This is a genomic window from Nocardia sp. CA-084685, from assembly GCF_050955785.1.
In the GTDB taxonomy this organism is placed as follows: Bacteria; Actinomycetota; Actinomycetes; order Mycobacteriales; family Mycobacteriaceae; genus Nocardia.
On the sequence record NZ_CP192094.1, the window covers coordinates 2,415,584 to 2,438,378 of the forward strand.

Sequence of the window (22,795 nt, forward strand, 5' to 3'; positions counted from 1 at the left end):
TGGTGCACAATGTGGAACATGTCAGAGGTGGACCGCGAGATCGTCGACTTCGCCGTCGTCGGTAAATGGATGGATGAGCAGGGCCTGCCTGCCGGTGAGTTCGAGGATGTGACCACGCTCGGCGGCGGCACGCAGAACATCATGCTGCGCTTCGCACGCGGGGGTCGCGACTATGTGCTGCGTCGCGGTCCGAAACATCTGCGCGCCAAGAGCAATGACGTCATCCGGCGCGAGGCCCGGTTGCTCGGCGCGCTCGACGGAACCGGTGTGCGCGCGCCGAAGGTGATCGCCGCCTGCCCGGACGAATCCGTTCTCGGCGCGGTGTTCTACCTGATGGAGCCCATTACCGGCTTCAATCCGCAGAACGAACTGCCGGGCCTGCACGCGGGCGACTCGGAGATCCGGCGGCAGATGGGTCTGTCGGCGGTGGAGGCCATCGCCCGTCTCGGCTCGCTCGACTATCAGGCGCTCGGCCTGCAGGACTACGGGAAACCGGACGGCTTCCTGGAGCGTCAGGTGCCGCGCTGGCTCGGCGAACTCGAGTCCTATTCCGCCAATGCGGGGTATCCGGGCCCGGAGATTCCTGGCGTGCGGCAGGTCGGGGAGTGGCTGGATCGGAATCGGCCCGCGCAGTGGACGCCCGGCATCCTGCACGGCGACTGCCACCTGGCCAACATGATGTTCTCCTACGACGGCCCGGACGTTGCCGCGATGGTGGACTGGGAGATGTCGACCATCGGCGACCCGCTGCTCGACCTCGGTTGGCAGATCGCGACTCGTCCGGAGCCGGGCACAACGGGGGCGGCGCTGATCGGCAAGCTCGGCGCGGTCGGGGGTCTGCCGACGCCGGAGGAGATGGTCGGGCACTACGGCAAGTTCTCCGGTCGCGACCTGAGCAATGTCACCTGGTACACCGTGCTCGCCTGTTTCAAGCTGGGAATTGTGCTGGAGGGCACGCATGCTCGCGCCTTCGCGGGGAAAGCGCCCAAGCAGGTCGGTGACTTCCTGCATGCCATCACGCTCGAGCTCTTCGAAAGGGCGCATCGGCTGATGGAGTGAAACCGCCTGTCGGGATCTTGCCGATAGCTGGCTGAATATCTATCGCTGAGGATATCCAGCCAATCTAGGGTAGGCGCATGTCGATCGTTCCCGACGTCAAGAACTGGACCTGGGTCCTCGAACGCTCGTGTCCCGAATGCGGATTCGACCCGGAGCCGATCACCTACGCGGCGGTGCCCGATCTGGCCCGCGAATACGCGGGCCGTCTGGCGGCCACGCTAGAGCGTCCCGACTCGGCCGTACGGCCGGACGAATCCACTTGGTCGGCGCTCGAGTATGCCGCCCACGTGCGCGACGTCTGCCGAATCTTCAGCTACCGCGCGGCCATCGCGGCTCGCACCGATGCGGTGGATCCGAAGGTTCCCGGGTTCGACGCGAACGGCCTCGAGTCCGCGGATGGTGTCCCGGTGTTCTCCAACTGGGATCAGGACGTCACCGCTGTCATCGACCAATATGACAAGCAGGATCCGCGCAAGGTCGCCGCGGAGCTGACCGAGGCGGCCGAGGCCGTCGCGCGCGCCTTCGAATCGGTCCCCGAAGCCGCACTCGGCAACCATGCCAGACGCAGCGACGGCTCGGTTTTCACGCTCGAATCCTTGGCCGTCTATTTCCTGCACGACGTAATCCATCATGTGCACGACGTGCGCGGCTGAAGTCGGGCAGTATCACTCCGGGACGGGTTGGCGGGCAGGCGGAACTGGAACTCGTTCGGGGTTTCTGTCAATCCGTGTCGACGAATTTTCGATCCGGTACTAGAACGCGTTCCAGTTTTCTCGTAGTGTGGGTGCAGTCACATAGAAGCCCGTGCATGCGAGAGGTCGACACGAATGAAGACGAAAGGCGCGATCCTGTGGGGGACCGACCAGCCGTGGTCGGTCGAGGAGATCGAGGTCGGCGATCCGGTATCCGGTGAGGTGCAAATCCGGATGGAAACCGCCGGTATGTGCCACTCGGACCACCACATCGTGACCGGCGCGACGCCGATGCCCGCATTCCCGGTCATGGGCGGCCACGAGGGCGCCGGCGTGATCACCAAGCTCGGGCCGAACTGCCCCGCCGACCTGCAGGTCGGCGACCACGTGATCCTGTCGTTCATCCCGGCCTGCGGTCGCTGTCCGGCCTGCGTGAGCGGCAATATGGCGCTGTGCGATCTGGGCGCGGGCCTGCTGATGGGTCAGGCCATCAGCGACGGCACTTACCGCATCCAGGCGCGTGGTGAGAATGTCATCCCGATGTGCCTGCTCGGCACTTTTTCGCCGTATATGACGGTGCACCACACCTCGGTGGTCAAGATCGACCCGAGTATTCCGTTCGAGGTTGCCTGCCTCGTCGGCTGCGGCGTCCCCACCGGCTTCGGCTCCTCCACCCACGTTGCCGAGGTCGCTCCGGGTGAGACCGTGGTGATCGCGGGCATCGGCGGCGTCGGCATGAGCGCGCTGCAAGGTGCGGTGCTCTCCGGCGCGTCCAAAGTCGTTGCCATCGACCCGAATCCGTGGAAGCGCGAGCAGGCGCAGAAGTTCGGCGCGACCCACACCTACGAGAGCATGGCCGCCGCTATTATGCCGCTGATGGAGGCCACCGAGGGCCGGATGGCGCAGAAGGTCATCCTGACCATGGGCGAGATGCACGGCGAATACATCGAAGAGGGCCTCATCCTCACCGCCAAGGCGGGCACCCTGGTCGTCACCTCCATGGGCCGCATGGACGAGAACGACGTCAAGCTGAACAGCTTCCTGCTGTCCATGCTGCAGAAGACCGTCAAAGGCTGCATCTTCGGCGGCGGCAACGCCCGCCAGGACGCCCCCCACCTGCTGTCGCTGTACAAGTCGGGCCAACTGAACCTCGACGATATGGTGACCCGCCAATACTCCCTCGAACAAATCAACGAGGGCTACCAGGACATGCTCGACGGCAAAAACATCCGCGGCATCATCAAGTACACCGAGGCCGACTGGTAACCCGCTCGAGCTGGTGTGCCGCGCACGAATTCGCATGCCGCGCACGAATTCGCATGCCGCGCATGAATTTGCCCGGCGAATCGGTGCGTGGCGTACCAAGACATGCGCGGCATCAGCGGGTGCAGCGGAGCAGGGCCGTGCGGAGGTTGCGGCTGCGGACGTCGTCGAGGACGGCGAGGCCAAGGCGGTTCATCGAGTAGCCGAAGCCTAGGCCGGTTGCGGGGTCGGCGAAGCCGAAGGAGCCGCCTAGGCCTGTGGTGCCGTAGGCGCGTTTATCCGAGCCGAAGCGGAACGAGCCGCGGGATTTGCGGAAGCCCAGGTGGTAGCGGGATTTGGTGTGCAGTACCAGATCGTCGGCGGGCACATCGTCGGCGGCGGTGGCGGCGAGCCGATCGAGCACCGTGTCCTCGATCGGCAGCGCGCCAGTTCGGCCCGCCGCCGCGCCGTACGTTTTGGCCAGTGACCTGGCATTGCCGACACCATTGGAGCCGGGCATCTCCAACTCGAGCAGCTCGCGCCTGCTCGCCCGCGCCGGTGCGCCGATGCGTGGATTGGTCAGTGCCGCATGGGAAAGTCCGCGTTTGGCGAAGATCCCCGCGCCGATGCGCACCGGAATGTCGCGCTCGTAGCGCAGGATGTCCATGCCCTCGGTGGCGGCCAAGGTGGCGATCCGGTCCATGCTCTGTTCGGCGGGTAGGCCGATGAAGAAGTCCGAGTCCAGCGGTTTCGCGATCTCCTCGGCGAAGATCCGGCCGAGTGTGCGGTGTTGCGGATCGGCGCGGCGCACGAGTTCGCCTTGATACAGGCCGAGGGTTATGGCGTGGTAGCCGTGCCGTGTGCCCGGCCGCCACGCGGGCCGCTGCGCCGCGAGAATCGTTGCGAGACCGTCGAGGTCGGCGATCTGGCGCAGACGCACCACGGTATCGAGGCCGGACAGTCCGGCCTGATGGTCGATCAGCTGACGCACCGTCACCGCGCCCTTGCCTTGCGCGGCGAACTCCGGCCAGTACTTCGCGACCGGCTCTTCGTAGTCCAGCAGTCCCTTCGACACCATCGTGGCGACGACGAACGCGGCCATGCCCTTGGTGGAGGAGAAGACCGGCACGATCGTGTCGCGTTCCCACGGCAGGGTCCGGCGGCGGTCACGATAACCGGCCCACAGGTCGACGACCGGGCGATCGCCAGCGTAAACGGCCACGGCAGCGCCGATTTCGCCATGCTGGACGAAATTGCGACGGAAGGCGTCGGCAACGGGGCCGAAACCGGCCGCCACATCGCCGTGGATGGTGGGTGCGCTCATGATCGGTTGATGGTACCGGCGGTACCGACATTTCCGTGCGGACGGTGCGGACACGCCGGGATCGGGCGTCTCGTACGCTCATTTCGTGCGTGCATTCGAGCAGATCAAGGACTGGCCGGTTCGGCATGCGGCGGTGGGTGTCGTCACCCGGGACGGGGCGCGGACGTCGGGTGACACCGAGCGTGTATTTCCACTCGCCTCGGTAACCAAGCCGCTGGTCGCCTACGCGGTGCTCGTCGCGGTGGAGGAGGGCGCGATCGAACTCGATCAGCCCGCCGGGCCGCCGGGAGCTACCGTCCGGCATCTGCTCGCGCACACTTCCGGCATCGCCTTCGATACCACCGAGGTGATCGCCGCGCCCGGTACGCGACGCATTTACTCCAGTGCCGGATTCGAAATTCTCGCGGCCTTCGTCGCGGAGCAGACGGGGATCGCGTTCCCGGAGTACTTGCGCGAAGCCGTATTCGAGCCACTCGGCATGACGGCGTCGGTGCTGGCGGGTCCGGCCGGACATGCGGGCCGGTCGACCGTGACGGATCTGGTGCGCTTCGGTGCGGAGCTGCTCGATCCCCAGCTGCTTTCGCCGCCGACCCACGCCGAGGCGGTCACGGTCGCGTTTCCCGGACTCAACGGTGTGCTACCGGGTTACGGATCGCAGCGTCCCAACGACTGGGGACTCGGATTCGAGATTCGCGACGGGAAATCACCGCACTGGACCGGCGGATCGAATTCCGCAGGTACCTATGGCCATTTCGGGCAGTCCGGCACATTTCTCTGGGTCGATCCCGAATTAGGGGTGGCGAGTATCGCTTTGAGCGACGAGAATTTCGGCGACTGGGCACGGGAGGCTTGGCCCGTCTTTTCCGATGCGGTGATCGCCGAGGTGATCCTGGCTCGGAGCTCGGTCGCGAAGTAACAGGTCGGACACGCCTCCGAAGTAACATGTGTAACTCGGGGCACTCCAGTACACTCGGGCAACGCCAGTACGACGGATCGTTGGGGAAGACGTTTCTCGTCGAAGCTGGAGGTGTCAGTGGTGCGCGCATCGAGTCAGTTCGCCGACGCGACGGCGGGTGTGGTCTATATCCACTCATCGCCGGCTGCGCTGTGCCCACATATCGAATGGGCACTCACCTCGGCCCTCGGCTCACCCGCGAAATTGCGTTGGACCGCGCAACCCGCTGATGGTCAGCTGCGTGCGACCACCGACTGGATCGGTCCGGTCGGCACCGCATCGCGAATTGCCCAATCCTTGCGGTCTTGGCCGGTGCTGCGCTTCGAGGTCACCGAGGACCCCAGCGATGGCGTCGACGGTGAGCGCTACAGCTTCGTCCCGACCCTCGGCCTCTGGCACGGCTCCACCTCCGCCAACGGCGATGTCACCATCGGCGAAATGCGTCTGCGCGCAATGCTGCAGGCCAACCGGGAACTCGGCAACTACACCGGCTATGACCTGGCTACCGAACTCGACCGCGCACTCGGCACCGCGTGGGATGAAGATCTCGAGGTCTATCGCTATGGCACCGAATCGGGTGCGGAGGTGACCTGGCTGCGCCGCGACGTCGGTTGATCGAGTGCTGGTGAAGGGGCTCTCGGGTTTACCGCCGCAGACGCATTCGCGGCGGGGATGACGGCGCAGGGTGGTTCTCAGCCGATCAAGTATTCGAGTGCGAGTTGTTGCAGTCGGACGAAACCGAAGTCTCGTTCGGCGGCCTTATCCGGGTCGAAACCGTCGTCCGCACGTAGGAATGCCTCGATCGACTCGCCGTCGTCAAGGGTGGGTTGGGCCAGGTCGAGGACGCCGGAGTAGGCCATTGCCTCCTGCACGCGGGAATCGGCGCGGAAGGCTCGTGCCTTGTCCGCCAGCATCAGATAGGTCGCCATACAGGCCTTGGCCGATTCCCATACGCCGGTGAGGTATTCGGTGCGCGACGGCTTATAGTCGAAATGCCGTGGTCCGATGTAGCGCGGGCCGTTCGGATAGCCCGGGAAGCCGTTTTCCAGCAGATCGACGGTGAAGAATGCGGAGATCAGATCGCCGTGTCCGAAGACCAGGTCTTGGTCGTATTTGAGACCGCGTTGACCGTTGAGGTCGATATGGAACAGCTTGCCGCTCCACAAGGCCTGGCCGAGGGCGTGCGTGTAGTTGAGGTTGGCCATCTGTTCATGGCCGGTTTCCGGGTTGAGGCCGACGATATCGCCGTGCTCCAATTCGGCGATGAGGGCAAGTGCGTGGCCGATGGTGGGCAGGAAGATATCGCCACGCGGCTCATTGGGCTTGGGCTCCAATGCGATTCGCAGGTCGTAACCCTGTGACTTGATATATCCGGCGACCGTATCCAGCCCCTCCTTGTAGCGTTCGAACGCGGCGAAGATGTCCTTGGATCCGTCGTATTCGCTGCCCTCGCGCCCGCCCCACATCACGAAGGTGGTGGCGCCGACCTGTGCGGCCAGATCCACCGCGCGCAGGATTTTGCGCAGACCGAAGCGGCGGATCGAGCGGTCGTTGGCGGTCAGCCCGCCGTCCTTGAAAACCGGATGGGTAAAGGTGTTGGTCGTGACCATCTCGATGGTGAGACCGCAGCTATCGGTTGTGTCTTTGAGGCGTGCGAGGTTGCGCTCCTTGGTGGCGTCGTCGGCATCGAACGGGAATACGTCGTTGTCGTGGAAGGTGATTCCCCAGACGCCGAGTTCGGCCAGGCGTTCGGCGTACTCCCACGGTGCGAGGGTCGGTCGGGTCGGCAGACCGAACGGGTCGGTACCCGTCCAACCGACCGTCCACAGGCCGAAGGAGAATTTGTCGTCGATGGTGGGCTGACGGGTCACGCGATGCCTCCAGGTGTGTCTAGGAAGGGGCCCAGCTTCCGGTGTACGCCTCAGCGAAGTATGCCGCGCCGCGTTGGGATCCGGTGAGCATCGCGAGTTCCCCGTGTTGGCGCTCGAGATCGAACGGGGATGCCCCCTCGGCCGAGTGCAGCAGGGTGGTCGCCCAGTAGGAGAAGTGCTGTGCCTTCCACACTCGGTCGAGTACGCGCTCGGTGTAGTGCCCCAAGGATTCCTCGCCACCGCCGGCGAAGTAGGCGACGAGGACTTCGTGCAGCACGCGTACGTCCGCGAGTGCGAGATTCAAGCCTTTCGCACCAGTCGGCGGGACTGTGTGGGCGGCATCGCCTGCCAGCAGGAGGCTGCCGTGGCGCATCGGCGCGGTGACGAACGAGCGGAACGGCAGCACCGTCTTTGCGCTGATCGGGCCCTCTTGCAGGGTGAAACCATTGCCGTTGACGCGGCGGCGCATCTCGGCCCAGATCCGCTCGTCATCCCAGTCTTCGGGTCGCTCGCTGGGCGGGCATTGGAAATACATGCGCTGCATCGTCGATGTGCGCTGGCTGACCAGGGCGAAGCCGTGCTCCGAGCGCGCGTAGATCAGCTCAGGATGCGATTGCGGCGCCTCGGTGAGGAAGCCGAACCAGGCGAAGGGATATTCGCGAAACCATTCGGTGCGCAGGCCATCCGGATAGGCGTGACGGCAGATCGAACGTGAACCGTCTGCCCCCACGATCAATTCGGCCTCCACTCGTGCCGGGCGGCCATCCGCCTCGGTGAACGTCACCACCGCAGGATCGATGCGGACCTCGGTATCCCGGACCCCATAGCGGACATCACCGCCATCGTTCTTGCGGCGGTCGGCGAGGTCGATGAAAACCTCCGTCTGCGGATACAGCCACACCGATTCGCCGACCAGTTCCCGGAAATCGATCCGATGGTTGTCTCCGTCGAAGCGCAGCACCACGCCGTCGTGCCGGTCGCCTTCGGTGAGTACGCGATCGGAGACGCCCGAATCCACCAGCATGCGCACCGAACCCGCCTCGAGGATGCCCGCGCGAATGGTGGTCGCGATCTGTTCGTGCGTGCGGATATCGATGACGACCGAGTCGATTCCGCAGCGGTGCAACAGATGTGACAGCAGCAGACCCGCCGGACCCGCGCCGACAATGGCGACCTGTGTGCGTGTATTCCTCATAGTGCGAGCCTCTTCGAAGTGTGGAGGGTGGCGGGTTCTACCGACGAAAGTCGTACCGGCCGCGGTGAATCCGATGTGGTGATGCTCGATGAGAGTGGGAATGACGGCGCCGAGCACGACCAGGTCGTAGCCCTCGAGCAGGACGATGAGCCAGCACAGTGCGGTCGGCCACGAGGACAGTTGTTCATGATGATTCACTTCTGCAGATTCGGCCGGTCATAGCGGACCCTGATTGTGATGGCTCTCACGCTAAAATGACCGGCAATCAGAAATCCAATTGATATTTTTCTCGATTCACATAGAGGAGATCTATGGCCGCCGAGTTCGATCTGAACCTGGTGCGGACATTTGTGCTGCTGTACGAGACCAGGAGTGTCACCGCCGCGGCCGACCTGCTCGGGGTCACCCAGCCGACGGTGAGTTACGGGCTCGGCAAGTTGCGGCGGCGGCTGCGCGATGAACTCTTCGTGCGCGGTCCGGGTGGTCTCGTGCCGAGCGCGGAGGCCGAGCGGCTGTATCCGCCACTACGCGCGGCCATCGCCGATATCGATGAAACAATCGGTGCCGCAGCAGAATTCGACCCGAGCCGAGCGGCCCGCTTCAGGCTCGGGCTCTCCGATCTCGGCGAGGTGACGGTGCTGCCGCTGGTGCTCGCGGAACTTGCGGTGCGGGCGCCGCGAGTGACATTGCAGATCGAGGCTTTCGATGTGGATACCGCGACCGACCGGCTGGCCCGCGGCGAGGTCGACGCGATGGTGGCCAGCCCAATACTCGACTCGACCCGGCTGACTCGGACACCACTGTTCACCGAGGGCTATGCGGGATTGGTCGCGGCGCGGCACCCTCGGTTGCGCGGTGATGCACCCACTGAAGCCGAATTGGATGGTGAGCGGCATATCGTCGTCGAAGGCGTGACGGGGCATCCGGGTCCGCGCGAGGCGCTGCGCGAGCACCATCTCGGAGATCGCGTCGCCGTGCGCGTCACCCGATTCGCCACCCTGCCCTATGTGGTGCAGGACAGCGAACTGGTCGCCATCGTGCCCGAACGGGTGGCGCACGCGTTGGCGCGTACCCACCCCGTGCGCGTGTTCACCCTCCCGTGGCCGATCGAGCCGGTGGAGGTGGCGGCCTATACCCGGCGCGCACCCGGCCGTACGGCGGCACAGGGCTGGTTCCTGGAGGTGATCCGGGCGGCGCTGGCGAATCTGTCGTCGGTCAGCCCAGTCGAGTAACCGGTTTCGCGGCGGTGAGATCCGCTTCGATTCGGTGGGCGGCCGTTTGCAGGCGCGGAATCAGTTCGGCCCGAATGGATTCGATGCTGCGACGGGAGGCGTGCGTGGAAATATTGATCGCGGCGATCACCCGCGACCGGTCCCGGATGGGGGCCGCGACCGACCGAAGACCTTCCTCCAATTCCTGGTCGACGATGGAAAAGCCCTGTGCGCGTACCGTTTCCAAGGCGGCACGCAACGCGTTCGGATCGGTGATGGTGTTGGCGGTCAGCCGGGTCAGTGGCGTGTGCGCCAGGTAGGCATCGAGTTCGGCCGCTGGGAGTCCGGCAAGCAGGACATGGCCCATGGAGGTGGCGTAGGCGGGAAAACGCGTGCCGATATTGATACTGACGGTCATGATCCGGGATGCGGCGACACGGGCGATGTAGACGACATCCGGACCGTCGAGCACCGATACCGAGCTGGATTCGTGCACGTCGGCGCAGAGCTGCTCGAGGTGCGGTTGGGCCACCTCGGACAGGCTCATGCTGGACAGATACGAATAGCCCAGTTCGAGCACCTTGGCGGTGAGCGAGAAGCGTTTGCCGTCGGTGCGGACATAGCCGAGATCGGCGAGGGTCAACAGGAACCTGCGTGCGGCGGCGCGGGTGAGTCCGGTCAGGCGCGCGACATCGGAGAGCGTCAGCTGCGGGTTCTCGGCGTCGAATGCCTTGATGACCGCGAGGCCGCGTTCGAGGGACTGTACATAATGGGTGCCGCGCTGGCCGTCGTCGTCGTTACCGCCGGTCGTCATCGTCGTCCTCCTCGACAGGGTGCTACAGGGCGGTATCGTCCCCGAGTTCGGCCAGTACCTGCTGCCCGATCGCGAAGGCCGCATTGGCGGCCGGCACGCCCGCGTAGGCGCCGGTGTGCAGCAATACTTCGGCGATCTCGGCGGCGGTGAGACCGTTGGTGATCGCGGCGCGCACATGCATCGCGATCTCCTCGTGCCGCCCGAGGGCGGTGAGCACCGCAAGGGTAACGCAGCTGCGGGTGCGCCGATCCAGGCCATCGCGGGTCCAGATCGAGCCCCATACCGACTCGGTGATGTATTCCTGGAACGGCCTGGTGAATTCGGTGGTCCTGGCGACGGCACGATCGACATGATCATCGCCGAGTACCTCACGCCGGACCGCCATGCCGCTATCGGCTCGTTCGTTCATGCGTTCTCCTTCAGGTGAGCCAGAATCAGAGCGTTGATCGCCTCCGGTGCCTCCGCGCTGGCCAGATGAGCAGCTGGGCTGACTATGTCGAGGCGGGCGTGCGGGATCGTGCGCGCGATGCGCTGTCCGTGCATCGGTGGGGTTGCCGGGTCCTGGGCACCGGCGATCACGAGGGTGGGTACGGTGATGGACGACAGCTGGTCGGCGATATTCATCGTTTCGATTGCCGCGCAACAGGATGCGTAACCGTCGGGGTTGGTGGCGGCGACCATGTCCTCGTAATAGCGGATGCGCTCGGGATGGTCCGCTCGCCATTGCGGGGTGAACCAACGTTGTCCAACCGCGTGTGAAACCGCCTGGGTCCCTTCGGTTCTGACCAAAGCAGCGCGCTCGGCCCAACCGCTGGGCGGGCCCAGTTCGGCGGAGGTGCAGCACAGGGTGAGGGTGCGCAGCCGGTGCGGTGCGTGTTCGCCGAGCCACATGCCGACCATGCCGCCGAGTGAGAGTCCGACGAAGTGCGCTCGTCCGATCCCGAATCGGTCGAGCAGCCCGATCGCGTCGGAGCCCAGGTCCGTCAGTGTGTACGGGCCCGGGGGTACCGGGGATGCTCCGTGGCCGCGGTGGTCGTAGCGCAGTACCCGGTATCCGGCAGTGGTCAGCGAGGTGATCTGTGGATCCCACATCCGCACGTCGCTGCCGAGAGATCCACTCAATACGACCGGTTCGCCGTCGTCGGGGCCATCTATGACACAGTTCACCTCGACGGCGCTCATGACCGATCCTGCCAATCATCGAGGGCTCGTTCGATGAACTCGCGCGTCGACCCGAGGTAGAGCGCCGGATCGAGCAGCCGCTCGATGTGCGCTCGATCCAGATACTTTCCGACTACCGAATCGGCGGCGAGCAGATCAGGGAGAGGCCCAACGCCGGTAAGGGCCGCTTGGCAGCACTGCGCGACGACCTCGCCAGCCGTGTGTCTGCCGACCTCGCCATGCGAGGTCGAAACCAATTCGGTCACAACATTTTCCGCGAGCGCCAGGCCGCCGGTGAGGTCGAGGTTGGCGCGCATGCGCGCTGGGTCGATTCGAAGCCGCTGGAGGCTGATCCGCAGCCAGTGCACCGCGGAACCGGTGGTGCGCAGCAATTCGATGTACGGCCGCCATTCCGCATGCCATGAGCCCGCCGCGCGCTGATGTTCGTGCGTGGCCGCGCCGAGCAGTGCCGCAACCAATCCCGGCGCCTGCCCGGCGGATCCGGTGGCCAGTATGGCGGCGACCGGGTTGCGTTTATGCGGCATGGTCGAGGAGCCGCCCGTACCCGCCGGGCCCTCCTCGTAGACCTCCGCGACCTCGGTCTGCGCCAGAAGTGTGATATCGCGGGTGATCTTGGCCACCGCCGCGCAGGTCTGGCCGAGCGCCCCCGCGATCTCGGCGATGCGTCCGCGCTCGGTATGCCACGGCAGGGCCGGTTCGGCCAATCCGAGGTGTCGCGCGAGTCCGTTCAGGATGGCAATCCCGTTGTCGCCCAATGACGCCAGCGTGCCGACCGCCCCGCCGAACTGAACCGCCAAGCTGTGTCGCCGGATGTCGTCGAGCCGATCCCGCGCTGGGGCGATACCACTGAGCCAGCCTGCCGCGGTGAGCCCGAAGGTGACCGGCGGTCCCTGCTGGAGCAGGCTGCGCCCGGCCAGCACGGTGTCGGCGTGAGTTTCGGCGAGGTTTGCCAGCCGGGCGGCGCACGCACGCAGGTCGTCATCGAGCACGGTCAGCGCCCGGTGCGTCACCAGCATGGCGGCGGTATCGATCACGTCCTGGCTGGTCGCGCCGAAATGCACATATCCGGCCGCATCTCCCGCGACACGAGCCGTGAGTGCCCGCACCAGCGGCCCGGCCGGGTTGCCGATGCCGATGGCCTGTGCACCGAGCGCGGCTATGTCGTAATCATCTGCATCGCAACAGCTTTGGATCGCAACAGCGGCGTCGGATGGAATGACTCCGGCCGCGGCCGATGCGGCCGCCAACGCGCCTTCGAAGTCGAGCATTGCCTGCACCCAGGCCCGGTCGCCGACCTGTGTTGCGGCCGGTCCGGCCGCGAGCACACTGTCGAACAACCCGTCAGACATCCCGACCTTCTTTCTCGGGTGCTCCGGGCCAGTAGCGTCCCGGTGCCCATGGCTGCCGGGTGCGGCTTTCAGACATCGAAGAACACCGTCTCGTGCTCGCCTTGCAGGTGCACGTCGAAAACATATCCATCGGGACCGTGCACGGCGATCAAGGTGCCGCGCCGCTGCGGTGGCACGGCGGCCAGCACCGGATCGCTTACGTGTTGATCGGCGTGCTCGGGGAAGTAGATGCGGGTGACCACTCGATGCAGCAGACCACGGGCGAATACCGAGACGTCGATATGCGGGGCCTGCCCATCGCCGAGCGCACCGGGAACGACGGTGTAGACCGCGAATTCGCCCGCTCGGGTGTCACTGCGTGCGAATCCGCGGAAGTTTTCCCGGACACCGCGACCGTCGTCGGGGTGGGCGATATGCCCGCCCGGGTCGGCCTGCCAGATCTCGACCATGGCGTCATCGAGCGGCGCGCCGACGCCGTCGAGCACCCGGCCGCGAATCCATGTGGCCCCAGGCGTCCCCAGCGGCACGGCGTATGGGCCGTCGTCCCAGGTGAGTCCGATGTGCAGGTAGGGGCCGACGGTCTGCGAAGGCGTGGTGGGCAGATCAGTCATCATCCTCGTCGTCCTCGAAAGGCGTGGCATCGCGTCCACGCAATACGATGTCGAACTCGAAGGCCAGCGCCCGCTCGGGTTCGCTGCGGTCCAGATCGAAGTGGCTGATCAGTCGTGGGCGAGCGGCCTCGGGCACCGAGTTGAAAATGGGGTCGTGGGCGAACAGCGGATCGTCCGGAAAATACATCTGGGTGACCAGCCGCTGGGTGAAGGCGCGCCCGAACAGCGAGAAGTGGATGTGCGCGGGCCGCCAGGCATTGTGGTGGTTGCGCCACGGATAGGCGCCGGGCTTGATGGTGGTGAACTCGTAGCGGCCCGCGCTGTCGGTGAGGGTTCGCCCGACACCGTCGAAGTTGGGATCCAACGGGCAGTCCCAACGGTCCCGGTCGTGGCGGTACCGGCCACCGGCATTGGCCTGCCAGATCTCGACCAGGGAGTTCGGGACCGGCTTGCCGTCACCGTCGAGCAGTCGGCCGTGCACGATAATGCGCTGTCCGAGCGGTTGCGCCCGGTGCTGCGCGGTCAGGTCGTTATCCGTCTCGGCGAGCCGCTCCGCGCCGAGCACCGGACCGGTGAGTTCGGTCAGCCGCTGCGGCAGCAGTACCAGCGGCTCTTTCGGATGACGCAGGGCGGTGGACCGGTAGTCCGGAGCATCCAGCGACGGATGGGTGCCTGCGGGATCCTTTCGATAACCTTGCAGCGCACGTGTTTTCATGATGTCGCCTCCAGAACAACGGCCAGCCCCTGGCCGACGCCGATACATAATGCGGACAGTCCCCACCGGCTGCCGCTACGCCGCATTTCGCGGGCGAGTTGGTTGATGACGCGTCCCCCGGACGCGCCGAGCGGGTGGCCGATCGCGATCGCGCCACCGTTGACATTGACGATATCGGGGTCCAGTTCCGGCCAATTGGCGAGGCAGGCAAGGGATTGCGCGGCGAAGGCCTCGTTCATTTCGACCACGTCGAGATCGTCCCAGCCGATTCCCGCGCGTCGCAGTGCGATTCGCGCCGCTTCGACCGGACCGATGCCGAACACATCCGGATCGACCCCGGCCGCACCGCGTCCCGCGATCCGCGCCAAGGGGGCGCGGCCGAGTCGAGCGGCCATGGTTTCGTCACCGAGCAGCAGGGCGCAGGCGCCGTCGTTCAGCGGTGAGGCATTTCCGGCGGTGACGGTGCCATCCGGCCGGAACGACGGTTTCAAACTCGCCAACCGCTCGACGGTCGTTTCCGCCCGCAGCGACTCGTCGCGTACCAGCTCGGTGCCAGGGACGGCGACGACATGATCGTCGTAGAAGCCGTTGTCCCATGCCTTCGCGGTGAGCTGATGACTGCGCGCGGCGAATTCGTCCTGCGCCGCGCGCTCGATTCGGTAACGGCCCGCGAGGATCTCGGTGCTTTCACCCAGGGACACCGTCCACTGCGCGGGCATCGCCGGATTCACCAGCCGCCAACCCAACGTCGTGGAGTGCAGTGTTTCGTTCCCTGCGGGAAATGCCCTGGTGGGCTTGGGCATAACCATCGGCGCCCGGCTCATCGATTCGACGCCGCCGACGACAACCGTTGCCGCATCACCGGTTTCGATCATCCGGGCGGCCTGCATCGCGGCGTCCATACTCGACCCGCACAGCCGGTTCACGGTCGTGCCGGGTACCGAGGTGGGCCAATCCGCCAGCAGCGCCGCCATGCGTGCCACATTCCGATTATCCTCGCCCGCCTGGTTGGCCGCCCCGAAGACGATCTCGTCCACTGTCGCGGGGTCCAGATCGTTGCGGCCGGCGACCGAGCGCAGCACGGCGGCGGCGAGGTCATCGGGCCGGATACCGCTCAGCGCCCCGCCGTACTTGCCGAACGGGGTGCGCACCCCGTCGTACAGAAATGCGCTGGTCATGAGGCAGCTTTCAATGCTCGCAGGGTGCTGAGTTCGATGGCTGTCGGCGGCTCGCCGGTCTCGAGATCCGGCGCGACCCGCAGCTGCCAGCCGGTGGCCTCGCGGACCTGCTCGACGCGCACTCCCGGATGGACCGCGACGAGGATCAACTCGCCGGTCTCGTCGGGACGCATCACCCCGAGGTCGGTGATCACCAGGGTCGGGCCCGCGCCGCGCAGGCCGAGTCGCGCGCGCTCGCCGTTACCCCGGCCGTGCCCGAAGGAGGTGATGAAGTCGACCTTGTCGACGAAGGAGCGCCGCGACTGGCGCATGACGACGAACACCTCACCACAGGAGGCGGCGATCTCGGGTGCGCCACCCGCTCCCGGCAGGCGGACCTCGGGATCGGTGTAGTCACCGCCGATGACGGTGGTATTGATATTGCCGTACTTGTCCAGCTGCGCGGCACCGAGGAACCCGATATCGATGCGACCCGGCTGCAGCCAGTAATTGAATACCTCCGGCACACTGATCACGGCATCGGCGGTCTCGGCCAGCACGCCGTCACCGATGGACGCGGGCAGCCGATCCGGCTTGGAACCCAATGTGCCGGATTCGTAGATGAGCACCAGATCGGGCGCATGGGTATTGCGCGCGAGATTGGCCGCCGTCGACGGCAGCCCGATCCCGACGAAGCACCGGTTGCCCGCACCGAGTGCCCTGGCCGCGGCGATCGTCATCATCTCATCGGCGGTATATGTCTTTTCTGTTGTGGCGGTGCGGGTTTCGGCGATGGTCATACTGTCTCCGTGGTGGCGGTGTACACGTTCTCGTCGAGCCAGTGGGTGAAGGCGTCTCGGTCTCGGCTGATCGCGTCCCAGGCCGCGTAGTAGTCGTTATCGCGTTCGGAATAGCCCTGCGCATAGGACGGATGCGCGCCACCGGGCACCTGCGCGACCGCGGTCACCGCCCACGCGGGCAGCACGATCGCACCGGGCACCGGGGTCAGTTCGTCGACGATCTCCTCGACCGTGACCAGGCTGCGCCGCGCGGCGAGCACCGCCTCCTTCTGCACCCCCAGTAGCCCCCACAGCTGCACATTTCCGGCCCGATCGGCACGCTGGGCATGGATGACCGTGACGTCGGGATTGATCGCCGGAACCGCGGTCAGCTGTTCACCGGTGAACGGGCACGTGATCGGTTTGATGGTGTCGGTAACCGTCGGCAGATCGGTGCCGACGTATCCGCGCAGCACGGCGAACGGCAATCCGGATGCTCCCGCGACATATCGATTGGCCATACCGGCGTGGCTGTGCTCCTCGATCTCCAACGCCGCGGGCCAGGCCTGCTGAACCGCGTCGCGGAACCGGTGCAGCGAGCCGACGCCGGGATTGCCGCCCCAGGAGAAGATGAGCTTGCGAGCGCAACCGGCCCCGATGAGCTGGTCGTAGACGATATCTGGCGTCATCCGGACCAGCGACAGATCCCGTTTGCGCTGGCGGATGATCTCCTGCCCGGCGGCCACCGGGATCAGATGCGTGAACCCCTCGAGCGCGACCGTATCGCCGTCGCGGACGAGTTCGCCGACCGCATCCGCCAAGGAGGTAATCCTGGCCATATCACTCCTCATTCGAAATTGTGGACGGCTCGATCGCGACCCGCTGGCCGATCCGTCCCGCGCCGGGTATGCGCACCGGGGACACCGCCAGTCCTGCGTACCGGTTCCGGCAGCTGCATCTCCAGGACCCGCTCGGGCGCGCTCGAGGTAGCCGCCTTCACCACGCCTCCTTTGTGCGCATTCCGTACAATTGGTTGTTATGCGAACATCGTAGGACGCATTCGATGGTGACTCAAGTCCCATGTATCGATCGATGCCGTGGTGGAACGGGTGCGATTGGCAGTCCCCAGCAAAAGCGGCTTGTTGGCGCCTGACCATGGATGTGCCGGCAGTGGAGCCGCCACTAGCGGCTGTTCCCGGCGAGGGGCCTTCGAGCTGCCCGCGTTCGTCGGCTATGTCCTCGATGCCGGAGACGCCGGACCGATGTCGCTCGAAGTGTTCGATGATGTGTTCCGCGGTCCGGTCCGTACCGCCTGTGACGCGATGCGGTCACTGCTGGGGTACAGGATCAACACGGTGGACCCGCGGCCGATATCGCCGCGCAACAGCTACGCGGCCACGCCCTCATCGAGTTCAGCGTCGATGGCGCGACTGGAGTCAGATCGGGGAAACGTTGTCCACCATAGGTTTACCGACACCGGAGAGCCGGTACAGCTGTGGCAGCAAAGGCGGCGTGCGCGTCCTGTTGAACAGCACCGCACCGCACAGCATCAGGCGAATTCGGCCGAGATCAGCACATTCGCCGTAGAGAGCCCTCGAACACCTCGGCGCACCGGATGCGACTCCGCTATCGCGCGAGGACTTTTCGCGCCTGCGCGCCGAGGCAATCGCGACGTAAGGAATGCGCGGTGCGGGGATCAGGCGGCGAAGAGGCCGACCAGGGTGCCGCTCGCGATGACGTGGTCCCTGATGGCCTGGCGGACCACGTCGGCCGTGGTGTCCTTGGTGAATCCGGCGGGTTGGTCCAAGGCGTAGAGGCGGAAGAAGTACCGGTGCGCTTGGTCGCCGACCGGTGGTCGCGGACCGCTCCAGCCGACTTCACCGAAGTCATTGGGACCCGCGACGGCCCTGGGCGGTGGCGCCTCCGCCCGGATACTGGTCGCGTTCGGCGCGATGCCGGTGAGCAGCCAATGGGTGAACGGTCCGCCCGGAGCGTCCTCGTCCTCGCACAGCAAGACGAGCTCCGCCGCGTCGTCGGGGATACCGCTCCACTCGAGCGGCGGAGCGACATTGCCGCCGTCGTAGGAGTAGCGGTCCGGAATTGTCGAGTGGTCGGTGAATGCGGCACTGTGCAGTTCCGCGCGCACCGGCGTCCTGCGCACGTGCTGGTGGCTGGTGGGATTCGGCATCATGTTCCTCCGCTCGACGGGCTTGCTGAGTCGAAGCTGGCCGGAGAGCTGAGCTACGCGCTGATCCTCGTACTCGCCGAGCAGCATCACTGTGCGGGTTGCCATTGGCCCGTCCGCTAAACCGTGGCTACCCGGACTCGTGATCCGATCTCCGGCCGGTTGGCGCAGATCGCGATCGCGGTGTCGTCGGGGCTTTCCAGTTCATCGAAGGCGTCGCCGAGGTAGCGGGCGAGCCGATTCGGTTCCGGTTGAATGTAATCCTCGACACCATGCCGGGCGCTTCTTAGTGTCCGTTGCTGTGACCACCAGCGACGAGACCCAGGCCGACCCGAGCGCCGACTGGAGCTTCGAAACCAAGCAGATCCACGTCGGACAGGTGCCGGACGGTACGACCAACGCCCGCGCGCTGCCGATCTACCAGACCACTTCCTACACCTTCCGGGATACCGCACACGCTGCGGCGCTGTGGCGGCGATCCGGCCCAATACCAAGGCGCTGTACGGCGAAACGATCTCCAACCCGCAGAACCATATCTTCGACATCTCCGGCATCGCCGAAATCGCCCATGCCGCAGGCGTTCCGCTGATCCTCGACAACACCGTCGCGACGCCGTACCTGATCCAGCCGCTGGCCCACGGCGCCGATATCGTCGTGCATTCGGCGACAAAGTACCTGGGCGGCCACGGCGCGGCCATCGCGGGCGTGATCGTCGATGGCGGCACCTTCGATTGGACCGGCGGCCGGTTCCCGGGCTTCACCACACCGGACCCCAGCTACCACGGTGTGGTGTACGCCGACCTCGGCGCTCCCGCCTACGCCCTCAAGGCCAGGGTGCAACTGCTGCGCGATCTCGGTTCGGCGGTCTCACCGTTCAATGCCTTCCTGATCAGCCAGGGTCTGGAGACGCTGAGTCTGCGGATCGAACGGCATGTACAGAACGCGCAAGCGGTCGCGGACTTCCTCGCGGCACGTCCGGAGGTGACCTCGGTGTCCTACGCCGGGCTGCCGTCCTCGCCGTGGTACGAGCGCGGTCGCACTCTCGCGCCCAAGGGCGTCGGCGCGGTGATCGGCTTCGAATTGGCCGGTGGGGTCGATGCTGGTCAGCGTTTCGTCGAGGCGCTGCGGCTGCACAGCCACGTCGCCAATATCGGCGATGTGCGTTCGCTGGTTATCCATCCGGCCTCGACTACCCATTCCCCAGCTGACTCCGGAAGAGCAGTTGGCGGCGGGTGTTACCCCGGGCCTGGTCCGCCTCGCGGTCGGCATCGAGGGGATCGACGATATCCTCGCCGATCTGCGCGCCGGATTCGCGGCCGCTCAGTAGTCGACGTGTCATCCACTGCCAGTCGTGCCGCCGGGGTCGCATTGCGCGGCCTCGGCCGCAGTTTCGGCGCCCATACCGTGCTACGCGATATCGAATTGGAGATCGCACCGGGTGAGGTGATCGCGTTGGTCGGTCCGTCCGGCAGTGGGAAATCGACACTACTGCGGATCATCGCCGGACTGCTCTACATCGATCTGCTGTTCGTGCCGATCCAGCAGCTGTCGCAGGTTTCGACAGCTATCAGCAGGCGGTTGTCGGTGTCGAGCGAATCGGCGTGCTGATGCGCGAACCCGTCACCACACCGACACATCCGGTGCCGGCGCAGTCGACCGGCTCGCGGGCGAAATCGAGTTCCGCGGGGTAGGTTTCGCCTACGACGGTACCGGTGCGCGGGTGTTGTCGGATATCGATGTGACGATCGCGCCCGGTGAGAAGGTGGCCGTGGTCGGCGAAACCGGTGCGGGCAAGTCCACTCGCTAACCGCGGACCGCACCACCACCACCACCCTCGTCGTGGCCCACCGCCTGGCCACCGCGGCCGCTGCCGACCTCATTCTCGTTGTCGGTGAGGGCCGCCTGCGCCAAACCGGCCGCCACAGCGAACTTCTCGAAGTCGACGGCCCGTACCGCAGGCTGTGGTCGGCCTACGTCGGCGACGAATCGGCGGTGGGCAGCAGATGACACATTCGCCGTGGGGCCGTTCCCTCGAATACGCCGAGGTCCGCGTGGCCGAGCTGCCCAGGCAGCAATAGTCGCCGAAACCGGCCGCCTTCAGGAGGTTTCGGAGGCCGGGTGCTGATATGCGGAGTAGAAGATATGAGGTTCATATAATCTAGCACTATGATTGTGGGCATGAGTGCAGATAGTTACCGTCGGACAACCAACACCATCAACAAGGTCATCGTCGGGCTGCAGCGGATAGGCATCGCCTTCGGTCCGATGCAACTGCTCACGGTCGCTGGTCGGCGCAGCGGGCAGTTGCGCACGTTTCCGATCGCGGTCAACAAGCTCGACGGCGGCCGATTCATCTTCCAGGCGTTCCCGAAGGCCGCGTGGGTCGTGAATGCGCGTGCCGCCGAGACGGTTACGTTGACCCGGGGCCGAAAGTCATCGACGGCGCGCCTGGTCGAGGTGCCGGTAGGCGAGCGTCCGCCGCTGCTGCACGAATTGGTGTCGACGAGTCCGAAGAGCGTCGGCAAGCGTTTCGTCACCACCGGACTGGCCGAGGCCGCCACGCCCGACGGCGTGGCCGCATCGGCGCATCGAATCGCGATCTTCCGCGTCGTTCCGGTCTGACCGAGCCGGTCGCGCACGTTGCCGAGCCCTAACTGCTCCTCGCCTACGTAAATATGAAAACCGTATATACGTAGGCGAGTTGCCGGACGATGAATTCAGCAACCGGTCGTACTTCGACGCGCAGCCGTCGGAGATCGACGGCCGATGTGCGGAAAGCGTTGCATGACTCGAACATTCAGTTACCGCTGCTCAATCGCCGTTTCGGTGGCCGGGTCGAACTCGAGGGCGTCGACTGGACCTGCCTCGACCTGATCAACCAACACGGCCCCATATCCCGACGGCGTTGGCGCGCCGCGCCGCGACCATGACCGGAATCCTGGATCGCCTGCAGAAGGGCGGATGGACCGTCCGCGAACGTGACCCGGACTCCATGGACCGCCGCAGGTCACCTTACACGCTGTGCGCGAGTGGAATTCGGAACTAGTCGAGCTATTCTTCGGCATGGATGACCGCATGGATGAACTCTGTACCCGCTACTCCGAAGCCGAACTCGAGGTGATCGCCGACTTCCTACGGCGAACCGGCCTGGCGGGCCAAGAGTCCGCGCAGGAGTTGGCGTAAGACCGAGCTCAGCTGCGACGGCGCTGCGGTGGCTCCAATCCGAGCTGGGCGCAGGCCAGCAGCGCGACCTCGAGTTCGAGCCGGTTCTCGGTTACCGGATGGCCGAGGATTTCCTCGGCCTTGCGGACGCGGTAGTGGACGGTGTTCTTGTGGACGTGCATGCGGGCGGCGGCATCGGTGAAACTGCCGCGTGTATCGAGGAAGATCTGCACCGTCTCGCGCAATCGGGCGGTCGCCTCATCGTCGCGCATCAGATCGCCGAGCACGCGACCGGCGAAGGTTCGGACATCGGCGGGATGGTCGAACAGTAAACTGGCCAAGGCGATTTGGGAATGCAGCGTGAGCTGACGGTCGAGGTGGGTGGTGGCGATGGCTACGCCGCGGGCGCGCTGTGCGTCGCGGAAGGTGCGTCGGAATCCATCGAGTCCGGTGCCGGGTTCCCCGACCGCCATGCGGAGGGTCGGCCGCGTGCGCAGTTCGTTGTCGAGCCGGTCGGCATCGAGGGCGGGTTTGCCGGTGGAGGAGATCCAGGTCCAGCAGTTCTGTTCATCGACAGTGACTGTCAGTGCGGTCTTTCCGGTAGCCGCGGATAGCATCGCCGCGCCCGCGCGTAGCAGACCGGCCGGATCGGGGGAGCCCGGTGGAATCCAGATGACGGCGGCGAGGTGCCAGCCGCGCAGCGAGGCCGCCAGCATCTGTTCGGCCGAGGCCAGATCGAGTTCGTCGGTGTCGAGTACCGCGCGGATCTGTGCGGCGCGAGTGGCATCGGAGCGGGTGTCCCAGCGGCGGCGTTCGCTTTCGTAGATGTCGATGATGCCCTCGATGATCTGGTCGATGTAGCTATTGACCAACAGGGCGATCCGGCTCATGGTCGCCAGTGCCTCATCGGCGGAACGATCCAATGTGCGCAGGATCGTCATCGCCTGCTGCAGGAACATGTGTTCGCCGAGGCGATAGGCACGCAGGAGTCCTTCCAGGGACAGATCGTGCTGAGCGAATCGGCGGGCGTACTCGGCGGCGGCCGGTGGCACGGTGATGTCGTCGAGGGAGATGCTCAGCGCCAGCATGTCGATAATGGCGACGAGATTGGACGAGGTGCTGGCGACCATCAGCCGTCGCACCTCGCTATCGTGCCGGAACTCCGGGATGACGTCGACGAACATCGAGGTCATCTCGACGGTCAGCCGCTCCAGATCGGCTTTGATACGTCCCGCGACCTCGCGCACGATCGGGTCCACGCCGGCACTCATAGCCGGACAGTAACCGACGGC

Annotated in this window: 23 protein-coding genes and 1 pseudogene; 10 read left to right on the plus strand and 14 right to left on the minus strand. The window is 65.6% G+C overall.

Going from position 1 to position 22,795, the window contains the following annotated elements; translation table 11 throughout:
* The first annotated feature begins 9 nt into the window (after window positions 1-9).
* From ACQP2U_RS10870 to ACQP2U_RS10880, 3 genes are all read left to right on the plus strand, one after another.
* Window positions 10-1,059, plus strand: a complete 1,050-nt coding sequence (locus ACQP2U_RS10870; protein WP_433714558.1) for a phosphotransferase family protein — start codon at window positions 10-12, stop codon at window positions 1,057-1,059.
* A 77-nt stretch (window positions 1,060-1,136) separates the two neighbouring features.
* Window positions 1,137-1,712, plus strand: a complete 576-nt coding sequence (locus ACQP2U_RS10875) for a DinB family protein (RefSeq protein WP_433714559.1) — start codon at window positions 1,137-1,139, stop codon at window positions 1,710-1,712.
* Window positions 1,713-1,886: 174 nt separating this feature from the next.
* Window positions 1,887-3,017 (plus strand): NDMA-dependent alcohol dehydrogenase, encoded by a 1,131-nt coding sequence (locus tag ACQP2U_RS10880; RefSeq protein WP_433714560.1) that lies wholly within the window; start codon window positions 1,887-1,889, stop codon window positions 3,015-3,017.
* Between the two features lie 112 nt (window positions 3,018-3,129).
* Here the strand turns inward: ACQP2U_RS10880 and ACQP2U_RS10885 are convergent, their stop codons facing one another.
* A complete protein-coding gene (locus tag ACQP2U_RS10885; RefSeq protein WP_433714561.1) occupies window positions 3,130-4,317 on the minus strand; it encodes a serine hydrolase domain-containing protein in 1,188 nt (395 codons plus the stop codon).
* A gap of 85 nt (window positions 4,318-4,402) precedes the next feature.
* Between ACQP2U_RS10885 and ACQP2U_RS10890 the strand changes: the two genes are divergently transcribed.
* On the plus strand, window positions 4,403-5,233 hold the full coding sequence (locus ACQP2U_RS10890; RefSeq protein ID WP_433714562.1) for a serine hydrolase domain-containing protein: 831 nt from the start codon (window positions 4,403-4,405) through the stop codon (window positions 5,231-5,233).
* Window positions 5,234-5,353: 120 nt separating this feature from the next.
* A complete protein-coding gene (locus ACQP2U_RS10895) occupies window positions 5,354-5,887 on the plus strand; it encodes a DUF3145 domain-containing protein (protein WP_397032788.1) in 534 nt (177 codons plus the stop codon).
* 77 nt (window positions 5,888-5,964) lie between these two features.
* Here the strand turns inward: ACQP2U_RS10895 and xylA are convergent, their stop codons facing one another.
* Window positions 5,965-7,143 (minus strand): xylose isomerase, encoded by a 1,179-nt coding sequence (gene xylA, locus ACQP2U_RS10900; protein ID WP_433714563.1) that lies wholly within the window; start codon window positions 7,141-7,143, stop codon window positions 5,965-5,967.
* Between the two features lie 19 nt (window positions 7,144-7,162).
* Window positions 7,163-8,338, minus strand: coding sequence for a 4-hydroxybenzoate 3-monooxygenase (locus tag ACQP2U_RS10905; RefSeq protein ID WP_433716422.1), 1,176 nt, complete (start codon window positions 8,336-8,338; stop codon window positions 7,163-7,165).
* Between the two features lie 311 nt (window positions 8,339-8,649).
* Between ACQP2U_RS10905 and ACQP2U_RS10910 the strand changes: the two genes are divergently transcribed.
* A complete protein-coding gene (locus ACQP2U_RS10910; RefSeq protein WP_433714564.1) occupies window positions 8,650-9,570 on the plus strand; it encodes a LysR family transcriptional regulator in 921 nt (306 codons plus the stop codon).
* Here ACQP2U_RS10910 and ACQP2U_RS10915 read toward each other — a convergent pair.
* From ACQP2U_RS10915 to ACQP2U_RS10960, 10 genes are all read right to left on the minus strand, one after another.
* Window positions 9,554-10,363, minus strand: coding sequence for an IclR family transcriptional regulator domain-containing protein (locus ACQP2U_RS10915; RefSeq protein ID WP_433714565.1), 810 nt, complete (start codon window positions 10,361-10,363; stop codon window positions 9,554-9,556). The two genes, ACQP2U_RS10910 and ACQP2U_RS10915, sit on opposite strands and share 17 nt — an antisense overlap.
* A 22-nt stretch (window positions 10,364-10,385) precedes the next feature.
* Window positions 10,386-10,772 (minus strand): 4-carboxymuconolactone decarboxylase, encoded by a 387-nt coding sequence (gene pcaC, locus ACQP2U_RS10920; RefSeq protein ID WP_397032778.1) that lies wholly within the window; start codon window positions 10,770-10,772, stop codon window positions 10,386-10,388.
* Window positions 10,769-11,545, minus strand: a complete 777-nt coding sequence (pcaD, locus tag ACQP2U_RS10925; protein WP_433714566.1) for a 3-oxoadipate enol-lactonase — start codon at window positions 11,543-11,545, stop codon at window positions 10,769-10,771. Before pcaD ends, pcaC begins: the two co-directional genes overlap by 4 nt.
* Window positions 11,542-12,894 (minus strand): 3-carboxy-cis,cis-muconate cycloisomerase, encoded by a 1,353-nt coding sequence (gene pcaB, locus ACQP2U_RS10930; protein ID WP_433714567.1) that lies wholly within the window; start codon window positions 12,892-12,894, stop codon window positions 11,542-11,544. Before pcaB ends, pcaD begins: the two co-directional genes overlap by 4 nt.
* Before the next feature lie 68 nt (window positions 12,895-12,962).
* Window positions 12,963-13,508, minus strand: a complete 546-nt coding sequence (gene pcaG / locus ACQP2U_RS10935; protein ID WP_433714568.1) for a protocatechuate 3,4-dioxygenase subunit alpha — start codon at window positions 13,506-13,508, stop codon at window positions 12,963-12,965.
* Window positions 13,498-14,220: a protocatechuate 3,4-dioxygenase subunit beta gene (gene pcaH, locus ACQP2U_RS10940; RefSeq protein WP_433714569.1), complete on the minus strand. Its 723-nt coding sequence runs from the start codon at window positions 14,218-14,220 to the stop codon at window positions 13,498-13,500. Before pcaH ends, pcaG begins: the two co-directional genes overlap by 11 nt.
* Window positions 14,217-15,398, minus strand: a complete 1,182-nt coding sequence (locus ACQP2U_RS10945; RefSeq protein WP_433714570.1) for a thiolase family protein — start codon at window positions 15,396-15,398, stop codon at window positions 14,217-14,219. The genes pcaH and ACQP2U_RS10945 overlap by 4 nt, the downstream gene beginning before the upstream one ends.
* Window positions 15,395-16,177, minus strand: a complete 783-nt coding sequence (locus ACQP2U_RS10950; protein ID WP_433714571.1) for a CoA-transferase subunit beta — start codon at window positions 16,175-16,177, stop codon at window positions 15,395-15,397. The genes ACQP2U_RS10945 and ACQP2U_RS10950 overlap by 4 nt, the downstream gene beginning before the upstream one ends.
* A complete protein-coding gene (locus ACQP2U_RS10955) occupies window positions 16,174-16,995 on the minus strand; it encodes a CoA transferase subunit A (protein ID WP_433714572.1) in 822 nt (273 codons plus the stop codon). The genes ACQP2U_RS10950 and ACQP2U_RS10955 overlap by 4 nt, the downstream gene beginning before the upstream one ends.
* An 857-nt stretch (window positions 16,996-17,852) precedes the next feature.
* Window positions 17,853-18,449: a YbhB/YbcL family Raf kinase inhibitor-like protein gene (locus ACQP2U_RS10960; protein ID WP_433714573.1), complete on the minus strand. Its 597-nt coding sequence runs from the start codon at window positions 18,447-18,449 to the stop codon at window positions 17,853-17,855.
* Between the two features lie 193 nt (window positions 18,450-18,642).
* Between ACQP2U_RS10960 and ACQP2U_RS10965 the strand changes: the two are divergent.
* The 4 genes and pseudogenes from ACQP2U_RS10965 (at window position 18,643) to ACQP2U_RS10980 (ending at window position 20,963) form a co-directional block, all read left to right on the plus strand.
* Window positions 18,643-19,668 (plus strand): annotated as a pseudogene (locus tag ACQP2U_RS10965) (PLP-dependent transferase).
* A 77-nt stretch (window positions 19,669-19,745) separates the two neighbouring features.
* Window positions 19,746-19,949 carry an ATP-binding cassette domain-containing protein gene (locus tag ACQP2U_RS10970; RefSeq protein ID WP_433716423.1) on the plus strand — a complete coding sequence of 68 codons (204 nt, stop codon included), beginning with the start codon at window positions 19,746-19,748 and terminating at the stop codon, window positions 19,947-19,949.
* Between the two features lie 231 nt (window positions 19,950-20,180).
* A complete protein-coding gene (locus ACQP2U_RS10975) occupies window positions 20,181-20,348 on the plus strand; it encodes a hypothetical protein (protein ID WP_433714574.1) in 168 nt (55 codons plus the stop codon).
* Window positions 20,349-20,519: 171 nt separating this feature from the next.
* Complete coding sequence (locus tag ACQP2U_RS10980; protein WP_433714575.1) at window positions 20,520-20,963, plus strand: nitroreductase/quinone reductase family protein; 444 nt, start codon at window positions 20,520-20,522, stop codon at window positions 20,961-20,963.
* Between the two features lie 569 nt (window positions 20,964-21,532).
* On the opposite strand, the gene ACQP2U_RS10985 is transcribed toward ACQP2U_RS10980, so the two are convergent.
* Window positions 21,533-22,774, minus strand: coding sequence for a PucR family transcriptional regulator (locus ACQP2U_RS10985; RefSeq protein WP_433714576.1), 1,242 nt, complete (start codon window positions 22,772-22,774; stop codon window positions 21,533-21,535).
* Window positions 22,775-22,795: the final 21 nt, after the last annotated feature.